General features: G+C 41.9%; 9 protein-coding genes. 4 read left to right on the top strand and 5 right to left on the bottom strand.

The annotated features are described in order from the left end of the window. The first annotated feature begins 95 nt into the window (after positions 1–95). On the top strand, positions 96–3,347 hold the full coding sequence (locus BMZ78_RS16115) for a HEAT repeat domain-containing protein (protein ID WP_093231438.1): 3,252 nt from the start codon (positions 96–98) through the stop codon (positions 3,345–3,347). A 295-nt stretch (positions 3,348–3,642) separates the two neighbouring features. Here BMZ78_RS16115 and BMZ78_RS16110 read toward each other — a convergent pair whose 3' ends face one another. Continuing rightward, positions 3,643–3,981, bottom strand: coding sequence for a tRNA-binding protein (locus BMZ78_RS16110; protein WP_093231437.1), 339 nt, complete (start codon positions 3,979–3,981; stop codon positions 3,643–3,645). A gap of 407 nt (positions 3,982–4,388) precedes the next feature. On the opposite strand from BMZ78_RS16110, the gene BMZ78_RS16105 reads away from it, so the two are divergent. After that, positions 4,389–6,080: a bifunctional metallophosphatase/5'-nucleotidase gene (locus BMZ78_RS16105; RefSeq protein WP_245739883.1), complete on the top strand. Its 1,692-nt coding sequence runs from the start codon at positions 4,389–4,391 to the stop codon at positions 6,078–6,080. Between the two features lie 139 nt (positions 6,081–6,219). Here the strand turns inward: BMZ78_RS16105 and BMZ78_RS16100 are convergent, their stop codons facing one another. Beyond that, positions 6,220–7,011 (bottom strand): serine hydrolase, encoded by a 792-nt coding sequence (locus tag BMZ78_RS16100; RefSeq protein WP_093231436.1) that lies wholly within the window; start codon positions 7,009–7,011, stop codon positions 6,220–6,222. Positions 7,012–7,478: 467 nt separating this feature from the next. On the opposite strand from BMZ78_RS16100, the gene BMZ78_RS16095 reads away from it, so the two are divergent. Both BMZ78_RS16095 and BMZ78_RS16090 read left to right on the top strand, forming a co-directional pair. Then, positions 7,479–9,101, top strand: coding sequence for a bifunctional metallophosphatase/5'-nucleotidase (locus BMZ78_RS16095; RefSeq protein ID WP_245739882.1), 1,623 nt, complete (start codon positions 7,479–7,481; stop codon positions 9,099–9,101). A 317-nt stretch (positions 9,102–9,418) separates the two neighbouring features. After that, entirely contained in the window at positions 9,419–11,527 is a 2,109-nt protein-coding gene (locus BMZ78_RS16090; protein ID WP_093231435.1) for an ankyrin repeat domain-containing protein, read from the top strand. Between the two features lie 150 nt (positions 11,528–11,677). On the opposite strand, the gene BMZ78_RS16085 is transcribed toward BMZ78_RS16090, so the two are convergent. The 3 genes from BMZ78_RS16085 to BMZ78_RS16075 form a co-directional block, all read right to left on the bottom strand. Continuing rightward, on the bottom strand, positions 11,678–12,337 hold the full coding sequence (locus BMZ78_RS16085) for a suppressor of fused domain protein (RefSeq protein ID WP_175482524.1): 660 nt from the start codon (positions 12,335–12,337) through the stop codon (positions 11,678–11,680). A 198-nt stretch (positions 12,338–12,535) separates the two neighbouring features. Further along, on the bottom strand, positions 12,536–14,620 hold the full coding sequence (locus BMZ78_RS16080) for a DUF262 and DUF1524 domain-containing protein (RefSeq protein ID WP_093231433.1): 2,085 nt from the start codon (positions 14,618–14,620) through the stop codon (positions 12,536–12,538). A gap of 245 nt (positions 14,621–14,865) precedes the next feature. Continuing rightward, complete coding sequence (locus BMZ78_RS16075) at positions 14,866–15,126, bottom strand: hypothetical protein (RefSeq protein ID WP_093231432.1); 261 nt, start codon at positions 15,124–15,126, stop codon at positions 14,866–14,868. Positions 15,127–15,420 lie beyond the last annotated feature (294 nt).

Genomic DNA, 15,420 nt, shown 5'->3' with positions numbered 1-15,420 from the left:
CAATCCATATTTTCAGGATTGCTCCATACAAATCATATTTTCTATAGTATAATTTATTTTTGAATTATTTCATTTTCAATACGGAGGACTTATTTATGATAGACAAATTATTACACAAACTGGAACCCTTGTGTCATTCAGAGCGTATTCGTTATATGATCCAACTCGGTAGAAATTGGAGAATGAAAGGTGATCAAGATGCACAAGAAATCATCGCTCAATTGGAACAAGGCGATTTCTATCAACGCTATCTCGCTCTCTATTCCTGTTATGGTAGTCTCGATGCGCAGCATGTAATGCGAGCGATGGGCGATTCATCCAGAACGATCCGTTCCTTGGCCACAAAACTGGCAGTCCTCATTTGTGATGATCAACAGATATGCACCTTGCTGGATCAATCACCTCTTTCCACCCGAACCCGATTATTAAAAGGGTTATGGAAACGCAAACGGTTCCAATGTATTGACACCTATTTGGAGCAAATGGCAGCCAAACAAGATCCCAAGTTTGTGGAATACCTTGCCTTTGGATCTCCTTCACTCATCGAGAAATATATCCATATCTGGATCAATCGAACCCATTCTGATTTATGGACAAGAATAGCGCGAAATTACCCCAGACAAATGGTTGATTTATTACAACAACAACTCCAGCAAGGAAAATTTCAAAAACAATGGCTGTGGTGTATCCGTATCGTTCTACCTATTTTGGTTGAACACTGCCCTGAGCAAACCCTTTCCCTTGTCGATGCGTTACGTCATCACGTTTCGCTAACTCAAATTCCTCTGACTCCACTTTCCAAACGTTGTCCAAATGAAATCGTCAAGATGATTTTGGAAACAGAAGAAGAGATCCCTATCCAACTTGGCCCGATTGCCCATCGATTAAATCCCGAACAATTACTCGCTTTGATCAAAAAACAGCCTCAAACCTTGTTGCAATCCAGGAATCCAGTTCACTGGTTTCGCCGCTTGGACCCAGAAACACGCATCCAAGTTTTTCAGGCCTGTCAATATCAGTGGCGTAATCAAGATGGTTTGATCAGTCCAGATATTCTCTCTCTTTTACCTGGCGAATTACGGGAACAGGAAGCACGTCGCCATCTGCGTTTACCCTGGATTCAAGCGGGAGATGATCCTTATCTTCGGCTTTCTTATGTAGAATTTTTAACATGGAATGAGATGATGAAGGAAGTTACCCCTCACTTAAACAGCCCAGAGGAGTCATTACGTGCTCATGCCCTCTCGAAATTGATTTTGTCCGTTCGTTTCCAACGAAAACATCTATCAGATATGTTAGCCATTGTCAAAGAGAAACGATATGAGCCGGATCCGGTGAAAAGTGAGATCTTTCACAGTTTGGCCCAATTACCACCCAGTATCTGGAAAAATACACACCTCATCGAGCTGGACATCATTCTTCGTTCTGCCTTTGATGCCAAAGACCTTTCACACCAAACTTCCAGTTTCATTCAAGATTTGCTGATCCGTATGATTCCTTTTCATCCAAAATGGGCCTTGGAGTGGATCACCATTCTAATGAAAGAAAGAGGAACCATTTATTTGACATCGCTGGAGCAAAGGTTCACGGATGACGATATCCACCAGTTAAAGCCAATCATCCTTCCCATTTTACAAGCCTGGAGACATCGTGAACGCGATCCGCAACTTTTAAATTTCGCAGAAAGTCTCGGCAAACGATTGCAGGTATTTGATGAACTGATTGATTTGTTGGAAGATGCTTTAATGGATATCACTTCCCATTCCATAGGGGATCGCATCCTCCATGTCATTCAGAAGTACCGTCCCGATCGTTTTCGAACGCTTGTACCCAAACTGCTGGAACATGATCAGAGCTGGATTGTTTTCACAGCGATCCATGAATATGTACATAAACATCGCCAAGACTTGCTGACTCGTTATCATTACCTGGAACGTAGATATCGAGGACGTTTTACAACGGGAAAAACACATATCATTTTTCTTTTAGACAGAGGTTTTCAGCGTTGGTCCACAAAACAACAAGAATTATATGGGAAACTCCTCATCCAGGTCATTATGGATTCAAAGCAGGATCTACCAACCGTACAGACGGCTATTCGCCAATTATCCCAACTTCCATGCCTGGATCCGACGTTTCTCGTTCAACTGGCAAAAAACGCAAGAGAACCGATCCGAGACTGGGCCTTGCAAGCCTTGGGCAGATTGGATAGTGGGCAAGGAGTTTCGACTTTAATCGAGGCACTGCAAGACAATCGTGCCAGAGTAGCCATTTATGCTTTACGTCAGGCTCTTATCGATATGCCACCCAAACAGGCTGTCTCTATCTTATTACAGACACCCCAGGATAAAGTCACCGTATTTAAAGAGGTTGTACGCTTACTCGGCGATTTGCAAAATGACGAAGCATATCAGGAACTATTGAAAATAGCGAAGAAACCATTGCATCGCGATGTGCGCATTGCCTTGCATCGCGCATTGTGGAATTATCTCGAACAGGAAGAAACATGGAAAATCTTCAGTGAAGACGCATCTTCTGATGATCCACATATTGCCCGATCGATCTGTCGGATTCCTGCTGACATTATGTCTTCGGATGTCAAAACACGTTGGATCCAACTCTTGCAAAGTATGCTAAAGCACCCTGAGATTTCGGTTCGTTTAAATGTACTGAGCCAATGGATTACGCTTGCCCAGATGGATCAACTGGAAGATCCAGGGACGGAGCTATTGCCTTCTCTTCTCCGCTGTTTGCAATCATCTGCTGAAACGGAAGTCACTTTATCGGCCTCTGCCATTTATCACATATACAAGGAGATGCCTTCTCCCGCTATTGGACAGGTCTTCAAGCAGATTCTACCGAACCGTCGGGTATTAAAAATCGCTTTGGACGTGCTATTTGAACAAATCCAATGGAGACGGCATTGGAATGGTGCACAATTGGAACAAACGGTTCGTGAAGTTGTGAAAGTCCTGGCGAGCGATCCGCTCACCATTGGATTTCGTCTATCCTTGATCATCCAAGTGTTGCCCTGGCCAGAAGTCATGCAAGAATGCCAAAGCGCAGTAGCTCGAAACGAAATCACTGCCGAAGCATTGATCACTGCAATCCATACCTTCGAACAACTTTCATCCAATCGGAATCTCAAAGGAATGGAGGAATTGGAACTTGCATTCTCTTCCAGTTCGCACGAATACCTACGTCGCCTGGCTCTTGCCGCTCTGGTATCCCAAGCGAAGCAAAACGGTTGGAAAGCTAAGTATATTCAGCGACTGAAGCAATACCGCCAGGATTCGTCACCGCTCGTTGCTTCTGCCGCACAATTTACGTTGCCCGAGCAAGAATGAATATCCCAAATAAACAAGCGATATCCAGCTGCATCGATGACATTTGGTGCAAAATCTGATAAGCCCATAATAAAACAGCCGCCCAAGCACGTTTCTCTATCCCTGAAAATATGGATATGTTACTCCTGCGCTCCGGGATGGGTTCCTTCCTCCGTGACGACTTCTGTACCATCACAGTCACTCCACAAGGAACCCATCCCTCCGCTTTATAGAAAACAGTTTCATCCCTCTGATCATGTTGCTCGGCAACATGAGGGTCTATCCTGGAAACAGCTTGGCGGCTGTGTTTCTTTCTTTAGAAAACCCGACGTCCCAATGGTACATCATGATCCACTTGTAAAAGGGATACAGCTCCCTCTTCGGTTTCTACTCCCAGTACCAATACTTCCGACTTGAAGTCGGCAATTTGCTTGGGTGGGAAATTGGTTACAGCAATCACTTTCTTCCCAACCAGTTCCTCCAATTGATAGAGCTTCGTAATCTGCGCACTGGACTTTTTAACCCCAATCTCATCTCCAAAATCAATCCATAATTTATAAGCAGGTTTCCTTGCTTTCGGAAATGCTTCAGCCCGAATCACCTTCCCCACACGCATTTCCACTTTTTCAAAATCGCCATATGTAATTGTAGACACAAGCGTCACTCCTTTCTGACATCATTCCCTATTGTTCAAGCTGCATTGAAAAAATACTACTTCCATTTTCTCATACCCTTCTGTCCGAACAAGTCTACCGAAACCGAGACTGCCATGAAAATATGGATACGTTTATTCTGCTCTTCGGGATAGGTTCCTTCTTCCGTAAAAACTTCTGTACCATCACAGTCACTCCGTAAGGAGCCTACCCTTCCGCTTTACAGAAAACAGTTTCATCCCTCTGATCGTGTTGCTCGGCAATATGAGGGTCTGTTGACAAACCCAGCAGATAATAGAAAATGTGTCAACAAGCTGTGATGCTTATATCTTTTCATTTATCAAATTTTCAATTAAAATAGATTTGCTCTATCTATTATAAATAATCTTAAAATCAGGAGGAATATTTCGTGCCCTGTAAGAAAAAAGTTTTCAACGTTTTCGCTACAACGTTTCTCTGCTCTGCCTTACTTTTACCCATCTCCCCCGTAAACGCAAAACAGCCCAAAACCGCTCATCTAACCATTATGTCCACCAGCGATCTGCACGGCAACATTATGCCCATCCAGTATACAGACAATAAACCGGCAGATGTTGGTTTAGCCAAAATCTCTACTCTGGTTAAACAAGTAAGGAAACGCAATCCAGAAGCTCTTCTCCTGGATAGTGGCGACACCATTCAGGGTTCCCCGCTGGAGTATTACCATGCCCGGGTTGACAACAAGCCCATCGACCCGATGATGCTTACCATGAACTATTTGAAATATGATGCCATGGCGATCGGAAACCATGAATACAACTACGGCCGTCAAGTGATGGAAAAAGCAAAAAATGAAGCCAGATTCCCATGGCTTTCAGCCAATACTCTAAAAAAAGGAACCGATCAAGTTTATACCAAGCCTTACAAAATCATCAAAATGAAAAATGGGATTCGGGTCGGGGTACTGGGCCTGACCACGCAAAAGGTACCAATCTGGGAAAATCCTGAGCATATCAAGCATCTGGATTTTATCGATGTAGTAAAAGCAGCCAAAAAATGGGTTCCCATCATGAAAAAGAAAGAAAAGGCAGATGTGATCTTTGTGTCTTACCATGGTGGTCTGGAACATAAAAAAGATGAAAAAGGGAATATTATTCCGCTACCAGAAACAGATGGAGAAAACCAGGTTTATCAACTGGCGACCCAAGTACCTGGAATCGATGTCATCCTGGCTGGACATATGCATGTGCCGATCAAAGAGGTTCGTGTGAATGGGGTATTAATTACCGAGCCAAATAAGTGGGGTTCTCACTTATCGGTCGTGGATATGGATTTGATCAAAGTGAAAGGTCGTTGGATCGTAACACATAAAAAAGCAGATCTACTCGAATCGGCCAATGTCGAACCCGATCCCGTAGTCCTCAAACTGGTCAAATCCTATGAAGACGCAACCCAAAAATACCTCGATCAGCCGGTTGGTAAAATCACCGGGGATATGGTCGTAAAAGATCATCATTATTTCCGAACTCATGACAATGCTTTGATCCAATTTATCAACAAAGTCCAAATGGAAGTCAGCGGAGCCAAAATTTCTTCCACTTCCCTATTTGACAACAACGTCACTGGACTGCCTGAAAACGTTACCACTCGCCATATTTTAAGCACATATATCTATCCCAACACGCTCAAAGTCATCAAAGTCAAAGGCAAAGATATCAAAGATGCATTGGAACAAACAGCCACCTATTTCAAACAGAACGATGGTACCCAACCGGTGGAAGTGAATCCGAAATTCATTACTCCCAAAGTCCAACACTACAACTACGACATGTGGGAAGGCATTCGCTACACCATCGATGTATCCAAACCAGAAGGACAACGCATTGTCGAACTGACTGACATGGATGGTAAACCTTTAGAAATGGATAAAGAATACGAAATCGTGCTCAACAACTACCGCGCTGGTGGCGGTGGCAACTATACCATGTTTGCCGGAAAGCCAGTCGTTAAAGATATTAACATCGAAGTTTCCGAGCTGATCACCAACTACATTCGTGAAAAGCAAAACATTCAAGCGGAAGTGGATCATAACTGGAGAATTATCGGCGGGAAAGTGGATTGAAAACGAAAGAATAACGGAAGAGTTTTTATTGCATCTCTGTCGTCGATGACCAGATTTTTTCAATGGCTGGACATCGACGACTGCCTGTTTCTATTTATCAGTAGCAGACATGGATACACATCCAAAAACGTACATTCCTTCATTCTCTCAAATAGTCAAATAAAGCCTTCCCCACATCCGCAATCAAATTCCGGCGTGAAAACGCATCGGTTCCATGTGAGGTAAGAACGGCTACATAAGCTATTTTTCCATTCACAGACAAAATCCCCGCATCGTGTTCATAATCTCGCATTTCCCCTGTCTTATGAGCAATAAAATCATGGCCTTCCAAATGATCCAAAATCTTCCCAGGGAGTTTCGCTTGGAATTGTTGCTTCTTTAGTACATCCAAGGCACAATTTTTATAGGTTTCATTGAGTAGACTACCTTCCATGATCTCCTTGAAAAATCGAACCATATCACCAGCGGAAGTAAAATTCTCCAAACCACGCCTTTTAGCCGCATAGTCCATCAACTTTCTTCCCAGCAAAGTCTGATCACATTTTAACTTTGAGGCTAATTGATTCACTGCATCAAATCCTACCTGCTCAATTAGTAAATTGGTTGCTGTGTTGTCCGAAACCATAATCATGAGGGAGATCAAATCCTGTAACGAGACATAAACTTGCTCCCTTAAACTAGATAGAACTCCAGAGCCACCTACACGCTTCTTCTCTGGAATTTGGTAAAGCTGGGATAAGGATAATCGCCCCTCTTGAACTTGGCGATAGGTTTCGATCATAATCGGTACTTTAATTAAACTGGCTGCCAAAAAAGGTTCATTTTCGTGAAAGCCAATCCATCCTTCTTCCGTTTCCACAGCAACTCCTGCTTTTCCTGAAAACGCTTCCAATAATTGTCCTATTTTCTCCTCCAACTTTTGCAAGCTCATAGATCAACCGCTCCTCTCTTTTTAGACGATCATTATTTCTTTATTTTCCACATATATATTCAATGCTTCATTTTCACTTTCATTTTTTACTCAAGGGGAATTAAAAATATGCGAACATAGAATCCGATTCAAGTAAACACCAGCCATTTTGTGCAAAATAAATAATCCAGGTTGCTGACATAGTATCCGTATGCCGGTTTTTCTTTTCCATTTCACTCCCCCACTATAATACGGGCAAAAGTCGCTCAACTGGAAAAGGAGCACCGTTGTTTGTCATTAATCTGAATCTATTCGATTCTTAAATCTCCTATATTTATACGTGTATTCCCATTCAATGATATAGACTTCACTTTTGTTTTTAGTCAAAAATCAATGATTTTTTCATATAATCTCTATCTTATTTTATCATTCATTATTAAAATTAAATATGTATCCAAAGTCCAATCTCATGGAGTGAGGTGACGTGTGTGAAGAGAAACTTTCGTACAAAGGTGAGTGCTTTAGGCGTATCTGCTCTCACTTTGTTAACGGCCTCTCTCGTCAACCCTTTTCATTCAGCAGAAGCAAAAGGAGTTGAAGAGAAATTCCATCGGCAAGTGGATGTCCAGATTCTCAGCGTCAATGACTTCCACGGCCAACTGGACAAAGAGCAAAAAGTAGATGGAAAACCGGCTGGTACGGCTGCGTATTTGGCTTCTTATCTGAAACAGCGGGAAAAACAAAATCCAAATACCTTGCTGGTACATGCTGGAGATGCTGTTGGTGCCAGCCCACCCACTTCCGCTTTGCTCCAAGATGAACCCACCATCAAAGTCTTAAATCAAATGGGCTTTGATGTAGGAACCGTTGGCAATCACGAATTTGACGAAGGCGTCAAAGAAATGAAACGCTTGATCTACGGCGGGTATCATCCCAAAACCGGTTATTTCACAGGAGCACGCTTCCCTTATACCGTAGCCAATGTTGTCGATAAAAAAACCAGGAAACCGATTTTACCTCCTTCTGTCATCAAGCAGGTAAAAGGCATTCCGATTGCTTTCGTTGGTGCCGTCACCACAGAAACGCCAAAGATCGTCATTCCAAGTGGAGTAAAAGATGTAGAATTTATCGATGAAGCCGAAGCAATCAACCGTGAAGTGCAAAAGTTAAAGAAAAAAGGTGTTCAGGCGATCATGGTGCTCCTGCATGAAGGAGGCTTCCAGGATACAAACACGGGAAATATTACCGGTCGTGTTGCCGATATCACCAAAAAATTGGACCCCGAGGTGGACGTGGTCTTCTCTGGACATACACACACGTTTCTCAACGGAACGGTTGACGGAAAACTGGTGGTTCAAGGGTTAAGCTATGGGAAAGCATTCGCTGATGTAGATCTCGTGCTGGATCGCAAAACCAAAGACGTTGTATCAAAGAAATCTGAAATTGTCTTTACCAAACATGAGGGCATGACCCCAGATCCGGTTGTGGATCGCATGGTCAAACGCTTCCAGGAGCAAGTCGCTCCTATCGTCAATCAAGTGGTCGGTAAAACGTCAGCTCCGATCACCAAGCAAGCCAATGAAGCTGGTGAATCTGCGGCAGGTAACCTGATTGCCGATGCACAACGGTGGAAAATGAAAACGGATTTCGCCTTTATGAACCCAGGTGGTATACGGGCAGATATTCCACAAGGCGATGTCACCTATGGAGATCTTTACACCGTCCAACCTTTCGGCAATGACTTGGTTTCCATGAAGCTGACAGGCGCACAAATCAAGAAACTGTTAAACCAAATCTTTACGGATCCAAACTATCCACGTTTCTTGCAGGTTTCCGGTCTCACCTATACCTGGGATAAAAACCGCCCAGCAAACGACCGAATCGTGGAAGTGAAAAAAGCAGACGGTACCCCACTTGATCTAAGCCAAACCTATACGGTCACAGCCAACTACTTCCTGGCAGACGGCGGTGACAGCTTTACCGTGTTCAAGGAAGGAACAGACCGTGTAACGGGTCCGTCTGATCTCGATGCATTGATCGAATACATCAAGCAATTGCCACAACCATTCTCAGCTCAAATCGAAGGTCGCATCAAGCAAGCAGGTAACTGACATGCAAACCTAACAATCCAAGCTATGCAAAAACCTCTGTATCTGTTTTTAAGATACAGAGGTTCTATCATTTCCATATTCATTGGATTTTCAAATCTCCTTCCAGCGAAAAGGCATAAATCCTCTGATTAGTTTCCACCCACAGCTCTTCGTGCTACTCCTTGATAAACGATCAGTCACTGGAGACCATTTTTCTATATGTTTCATGACACAACTTAATTCACATTAAAAAGATTACCCTTATTTTTTATGATTATTTCTATTTAACAATTTAATATAATATCAGTCAAAGAAATCGGAAGGAGCCAAGAAAGAAGATGAATACAGCTGATTATCAAACCTTTTATCAACTCAACCGAGCTTGTGAAACTGGAGACATCCATCGACTGAAAGAACTATTAAAGGAAAATCCTTTACTAGTCAAGCAAACCTATAATCCTTTCATAACAACCACTCCTTATGAAACAGCCATCGTAAATAACCAAATAGAAATCGTGAAGTATCTGATCGAAACCGGAATTCCTCTACCAGAAACATCACTTTTCTACACAAGCTCCAAAGAAATGTACCAATTTTTACTTAAGTTTAAAGAGGATTTTGAGACAAGTGAATGGGTCAGTGCAGCTTGTCGATTTGGAGATCTCCCCTTACTCCAAGAATTTTTTCAAAACAAATCAATTCTCGCACAGATTCTTCAGCAAAAACCGAATTTCATGAAAACAGCTATTCTTTTTAACAAGCTTAACATCGTCAAGTATTTGATAGATTTAGGTTTTCCTATTCCCGGGCATGCCATTTACTGGGTTCGATCCAAGGAAATGCTTGAATTCCTACTTGCACATGGAGCCACATATGACCGAGAAGATCTTCTATACAAAGCTTGTTCTTATGGAATGATCACTTTACTAAAACAGCTTTTGGAGGAAGATGAACAGCTCATCCATTATTATATCAAGAACAACACGAAATTCTTCGAAGCGGTTATAAGCAATGATCACATTAAAATGGCTAAATACTTCATAGAACTAGGAGTTCCGATTCCTGAAAAAGGCCTGCTCGAAGCAAAGTCAAAAGACATGGTTCAATTATTAATAGAGCATGGAGCATCATACGAAGTACAAGATTCCTTATTTCGTGAAACTCCTTTACATAAATATGCAAAAGCAGGCAATACAGAAGCCGTTAAGGTTCTGGTTCAGCATGGAGCCAATCTAGATGTAGAAAATGTTAAAGGCGAAAATCCTTTGCATTTGGCTGCCCGAAGTGGAAATATTGAGACAGCTCGCTATCTACTTGATCAAGGGATGAGTGTACACAGTAAGGATGTTAAGGGAAATACACCTTTACATCTTGCCATGCAAAGTAAAAGTAAAGAAATGATTGACTTACTTATCGAATATGGGGCAGATATTCAAAGGCGAAATCATTCGGGAGAGATGCCCCACCACACCGTTTCTCAAGATCACCCTCTGTATGATTACGTAAATGAGAAGGTGGAACAGTTGGCTAATCCCTATGCTGCAGGAGAGCTTCAACCTCACCTGCTCCATCTACATCCAACTAAAGAAGAGCTGTTAGCCATTTTACCACAGGCCGGAATAGCAAAAAGGTACTTTCAATCCAAACCGGAATGGATAGAGCGGATACAGACAGATTTACCTCACATTCGAGATATTTCCATCTCACCAGATGGAAAATGGGTTGCCTTGGTTAGCTCACATATACGAGGCATACAGATCAGAGATTATGAAACATTGCAAGTTGTTAAAACACTGGAACATGAGTACAATTCCTTTCATTGTGTCCAGTTTGCCTCAAACGGTAAATGGATTTTTGCAGATGGTTGGTATTATGATTTAAATCAAAACACTTGGCAATGTATCGACGAGATCCGGGATATTCAAGAGGGACGTGGAGATATCTCACCTGATTCCAATACCATTGCTATTGTGTACCGTGACGACTATGGCGATGTTCTTGTCCTTTTGTATGTGAAGCCAAAGAAATGGGCAGACCTGGCTTACAATTCGAAGGGAGGTCCATTAGGAGAAATTCATGATGTATGCTTTAGTCCCGATTCAAAGATGGTCGCCTTCTATGACGAGGTGGATGTAGATAAAATCGGTCAACTGGTGGTCGCTTCAAACGAAGATGACCAAGAGATCTGGAGAGTGACTGTTGAAAATCCAATCACCTCCAGGTTCGATCGTCCTTTAAGAAAAGTACATTTCACCGAAACAGATGTGATTTGCACAGCCGGCAAATATATCATCTTCTGCGATCCTGGGACCGGAGAAATCAAACGAAAATGGATGGCAGATCCTGACCATGAAATTCAGGATATGGTGGTAGATGACAGAAGGAAAAGATGTTGGATCATCGTCAATAATAAGATCAAATGGATAGAATATGAACAACAATCATAAAAAAGCTGGTGGCCAATGGGCTTGAACAAGTAAAATGGTGTTAATCTTTTACCATCCGTTACATTTACGTCTAAACCTTATTCGATCAAGTACTTAGCACTGTTGAGATCACCCAAATGTGGCTATCATTTTAATAAAGAACGAGGCCTCTTAAACCACCGATTTACGCTTCAAGGAAGAACGATGATGAGTTCCCTGCACTTGGAACAATTCTACTAATCTCTTTCTTCCTTCTGCTCCATGCTCCAGAATAAAATTCAACTCCGCTGCAGTGAGCAATTTGACGCTAACTAAACGAATTTCACCGAAAGGTGTGGAAATCATTTGCGGAACGTTGGGAGCGTCCACACCAATAAGAATCCCAACGCTTCCTTTTTCATTAATAAATTCTTCAGGAACATCGATCCCGTATAATTCCATGGAAAGCACACCATATTGCTCCAGTAATTCTTTTACCCCACCATGACTGGCAGCATTTTGAGCCATTTGATACAAAAGCTGAAATTGCCATGATTGCTGTAGATTTGCGATAGATGTTCGAAGGCCAGGATCTTCGGATTCAACGAAAAATTCTAGACCGAAACCCAGATTTGCTTCTTGTGTGTCGTCGAAAGGATCAGATAATCCATCACTAGCCAGAATGACAGAGTGTGATGCTTCTACTTTAATGAAAGCCTGGCGTAGTGCTGGCCACTTTGGTCCACCCATAAATGCCGGATTGATGATATGTGTTAATACATAAGGATCTACTTTTCCTAAGTTCTCCCAAAAACGGCTTCTGGCTTCAATGGTTTGATCAATCCATTCCATGCTTGTGATTCCCTCATTTCTTGATGTATGTATACTTATATTTTCAATTTTATAGACTGTACAGAAGGACATCAATCGACCTGAAATTCGAAAATAATTCCGAAAAAGAAAAGGCAATCGTTTTGAAGAGACAATGTTTGTGAAAAACAATGAAGGTGACCCTAATGGATCACCTCCAACTATCTATCAGGTTATGGGCTATTCACAATGCTTTTCAAACGCCTGACGAATCAAAGTCATGACATATGGAATCTCTTCTAACGATGATAGCTTTACTTCAACATTTCCGTTTCCATGGTGACCAATATTGGAAACATCCCGGCACATTTCTTTTGGATCATGAATCTCATCCAGGTCCAGATTCAAAAATAACTTCAAACCACTTCGCTGTGGTGTGACATCTACAAAGTTTGTTGCTGCTTTATATGCAATATAATACTTCTTGACTTCTTCTTTGACTGAGCTATCCAATTCCAGAATTTGACCTCTGATCTGCTCAAACAGCTCCTTGACAGATCCAACAAGTACATGTTGAAACTGTGCAAGCGAGTAACTGCCCTGTCGATTCCCATGCTCGTCCTGCTTGTACCTTTCCAAAACCTCTTCCGGCAATTGCGGAGATTTCCAGATCTCCAATGCCCGATTGGCCAAAAGTTCTGCCCGTTTCAAAATCTCCTCTTCATCCCACTTGGTCAGGTGAGCCAGGCTTCGGTTTAACCACAATGGGCTGTGTTTAAATCCGCCTTCCATGTTCTGTTTCTCATGAAATGGCTTGTCACTCAGTTCAGAATTATAGCCTGTTAACGTTAGATTCCCAATCGTATGCAAGTACGTTTTCTGTACTTCTTCCCAATTCTCCCCTAGCATCTCCTTCCACTCATCGGATAGGTTTCGATTCTGCGGCAATATATGTTCAACCGTATAGTTCTGTACCTGGACAGGTTCCTTCCTTCCGTAATTCTCTAACTTTCTCAGCAAATAATTTCGACTGCGAAAATGATAGATATCCTTTATCTTTAACTCTTTTTCAAACTCGATATCCGTTGGGAATCGGCGATAGGAAGTCTTTAACAGAAAAGCCGCTTTTAAGCTTTCCAGATAATGTTCTTTATCAATTTCCTTATATAATGCTGCGAATGTTTTGTTTAGAGAGTTGGCTGGAATTCCACAAATCGCTCGCCGAAATACATAGCTCTCTACCAACTTCAAAATCTCAAGAAATTCACTTTTATCAATAACGTCTTCATCATAATCATGATACACTTCCATGAGAAATGGATAGGCTACATCTACCTTAAGAGTTCGGATATCCTGCAACACACTTTCAATATCCGGATCCTTTGACCGTAATGCAAGATAAAGATAGAAAGTACCATACTTATATATATCTTTGATAATCTCTTCGACAGAAAGGTCGCGGTTCTGATCGACGTATTGCTTGAAACTTTCGTAGACCGAACCGATATTTGGAATTTGTCCCGTTTTTAATGTAAGATAGTCGCGTATAAAGCGGTCAAAGTATTGTTGATCATTCAGTTCATCAAATTTCTGTTCCAATTTATACCAGTAGTCATTATAAAGTCGTTCCTGTTTTTTTGCTTCAAGACCCATCAGGAAATAATTTCGAATCAAATCGGCTTGCGACAAATCCAATCCTGTAGAGTTCAAGCTTTCAAAAATCAATTGCGGATTATCTTTATCACGATCCAGGGCAATATCGACCACAATGAGCTTCATCAATCCCTGATAAACCTGATCCAATGTCAACTTGCTTTTGCGCAGCTTTTCCAAAAAGAACTGATAGTTTCTGGCGATTTTGGTGTGAGCATAGTCTTCCAGCTCTTTTCCTTCAATCACTGCAATAAACGCCTCTCGATCTTTACGAGTGAGGTAGATCTTGTATCTCTTTTCATCCTCTTCATCAGCGTTAAACAGATAATAATTTCGAATTTTTTTGGCGGATATCAATGTACATTCTTTTTCACCTGAGCTTATCACATCAGCAAAAGCCGCAAGGAACAAGCTAATCGTAGTTAAACGTTGCTGTCCATCAATGACCAGTAATTGTGGAATGGAGGTAACCTGGTATAATCCTTTTTCAATATATACGACAGAACCCAAAAAGTGGGCAGCCAATGATTCATCACGTGCCACTCGCTCAATATCATTCCACAGTTGTTGACATTGTTTTTGATTCCAGCTATATGTACGTTGATAAATGGGTATTTGAAACTGCTTGACCCCTCTCATGAAATCCAAAAAGTTTGTCTCTGTTGCTTTCATATAATCCTTCCTTTTCTTTAGGCTCATTCTATTTTCCAATTAAAGTATACTTGAAAGCATCATTCTATTTCAAAATAAACCAAAGAAAAAATATCAGAGGTGTCAATGATCAAAGAGAAAAAATAAAAAAGCGATCCGTTTTCCTGGTCGCTTTTTCTCTTTATTTGTATACATCACCACGGCGGTTATCCATTGTTATTACGAAGAGAAAATAATCAATCACAAATCATCTTTTTGTACTTCCATCACTGAAAAAAAGAGCGAAAAAAGCGGATTTGCAGCTGATTTTCCCTGCTTTTCACCTGGGCCAGGGCTGCCCGGTAAAATTGATACTCTTTCATATGAGGTCCTTGTGGGTTCATGTAACGTTTGCGAAATTCGAAAGAATTGACATCCTCTACCAACTCCAGGCCCCTTTCTTCCAGATAAGCGGGAAGCTCTTCCGGGATCATGCCAAAAGTCCAAGGTTCCCTGATTCGTCTCAGCAATCGATAAATCCGTTTCATATTCGGATCTTCTGCCAGGGTGTCAATGGTCTCTTTATGTACATAGTTGACACTCCACACGGCTGAAGCCGTGGGATTCTTGGGTCGTTAGCGTCCGCAGTCCGTTTCCGTTTTGAACAACGCCCAAGTTCAGGGGTGTGTCATCACCCCGTCCCATGCAGTTCTACGGCACTAAGCCGCATGTACCCACATGGGCGGTGTACCTGTTACCAGTACGCTAGGCTACTAACCCGGAAATGGCTTTAGCTATATTGATCGCTCCATTCAGATCAGCATGGCAGGTATAACCACACT

Origin of the sequence: Thermoflavimicrobium dichotomicum (assembly GCF_900114055.1) — a bacterium.
Lineage (GTDB): Bacteria > Bacillota > Bacilli > Thermoactinomycetales > Thermoactinomycetaceae > Thermoflavimicrobium > Thermoflavimicrobium dichotomicum.
The sequence above is the reverse complement of the archived record's forward strand: the minus strand, read 5'-3'. Positions and strand labels throughout refer to the sequence as shown.

Excerpts from the sequence above, each read along its gene's own strand:
- BMZ78_RS16085 (WP_175482524.1), bottom strand. The coding sequence starts at position 12,337 with ATGGAATGGATTGATCAAACCATTGAAGCCAGAAGCCGTTTTTGGGAG.
- BMZ78_RS16075 (WP_093231432.1), bottom strand. The coding sequence starts at position 15,126 with ATGAAACGGATTTATCGATTGCTGAGACGAATCAGGGAACCTTGGACT.
- BMZ78_RS16080 (WP_093231433.1), bottom strand. The coding sequence starts at position 14,620 with ATGAAAGCAACAGAGACAAACTTTTTGGATTTCATGAGAGGGGTCAAG.
- BMZ78_RS16115 (WP_093231438.1), top strand. The coding sequence starts at position 96 with ATGATAGACAAATTATTACACAAACTGGAACCCTTGTGTCATTCAGAG.
- BMZ78_RS16100 (WP_093231436.1), bottom strand. The coding sequence starts at position 7,011 with ATGAGCTTGCAAAAGTTGGAGGAGAAAATAGGACAATTATTGGAAGCG.
- BMZ78_RS16090 (WP_093231435.1), top strand. The coding sequence starts at position 9,419 with ATGAATACAGCTGATTATCAAACCTTTTATCAACTCAACCGAGCTTGT.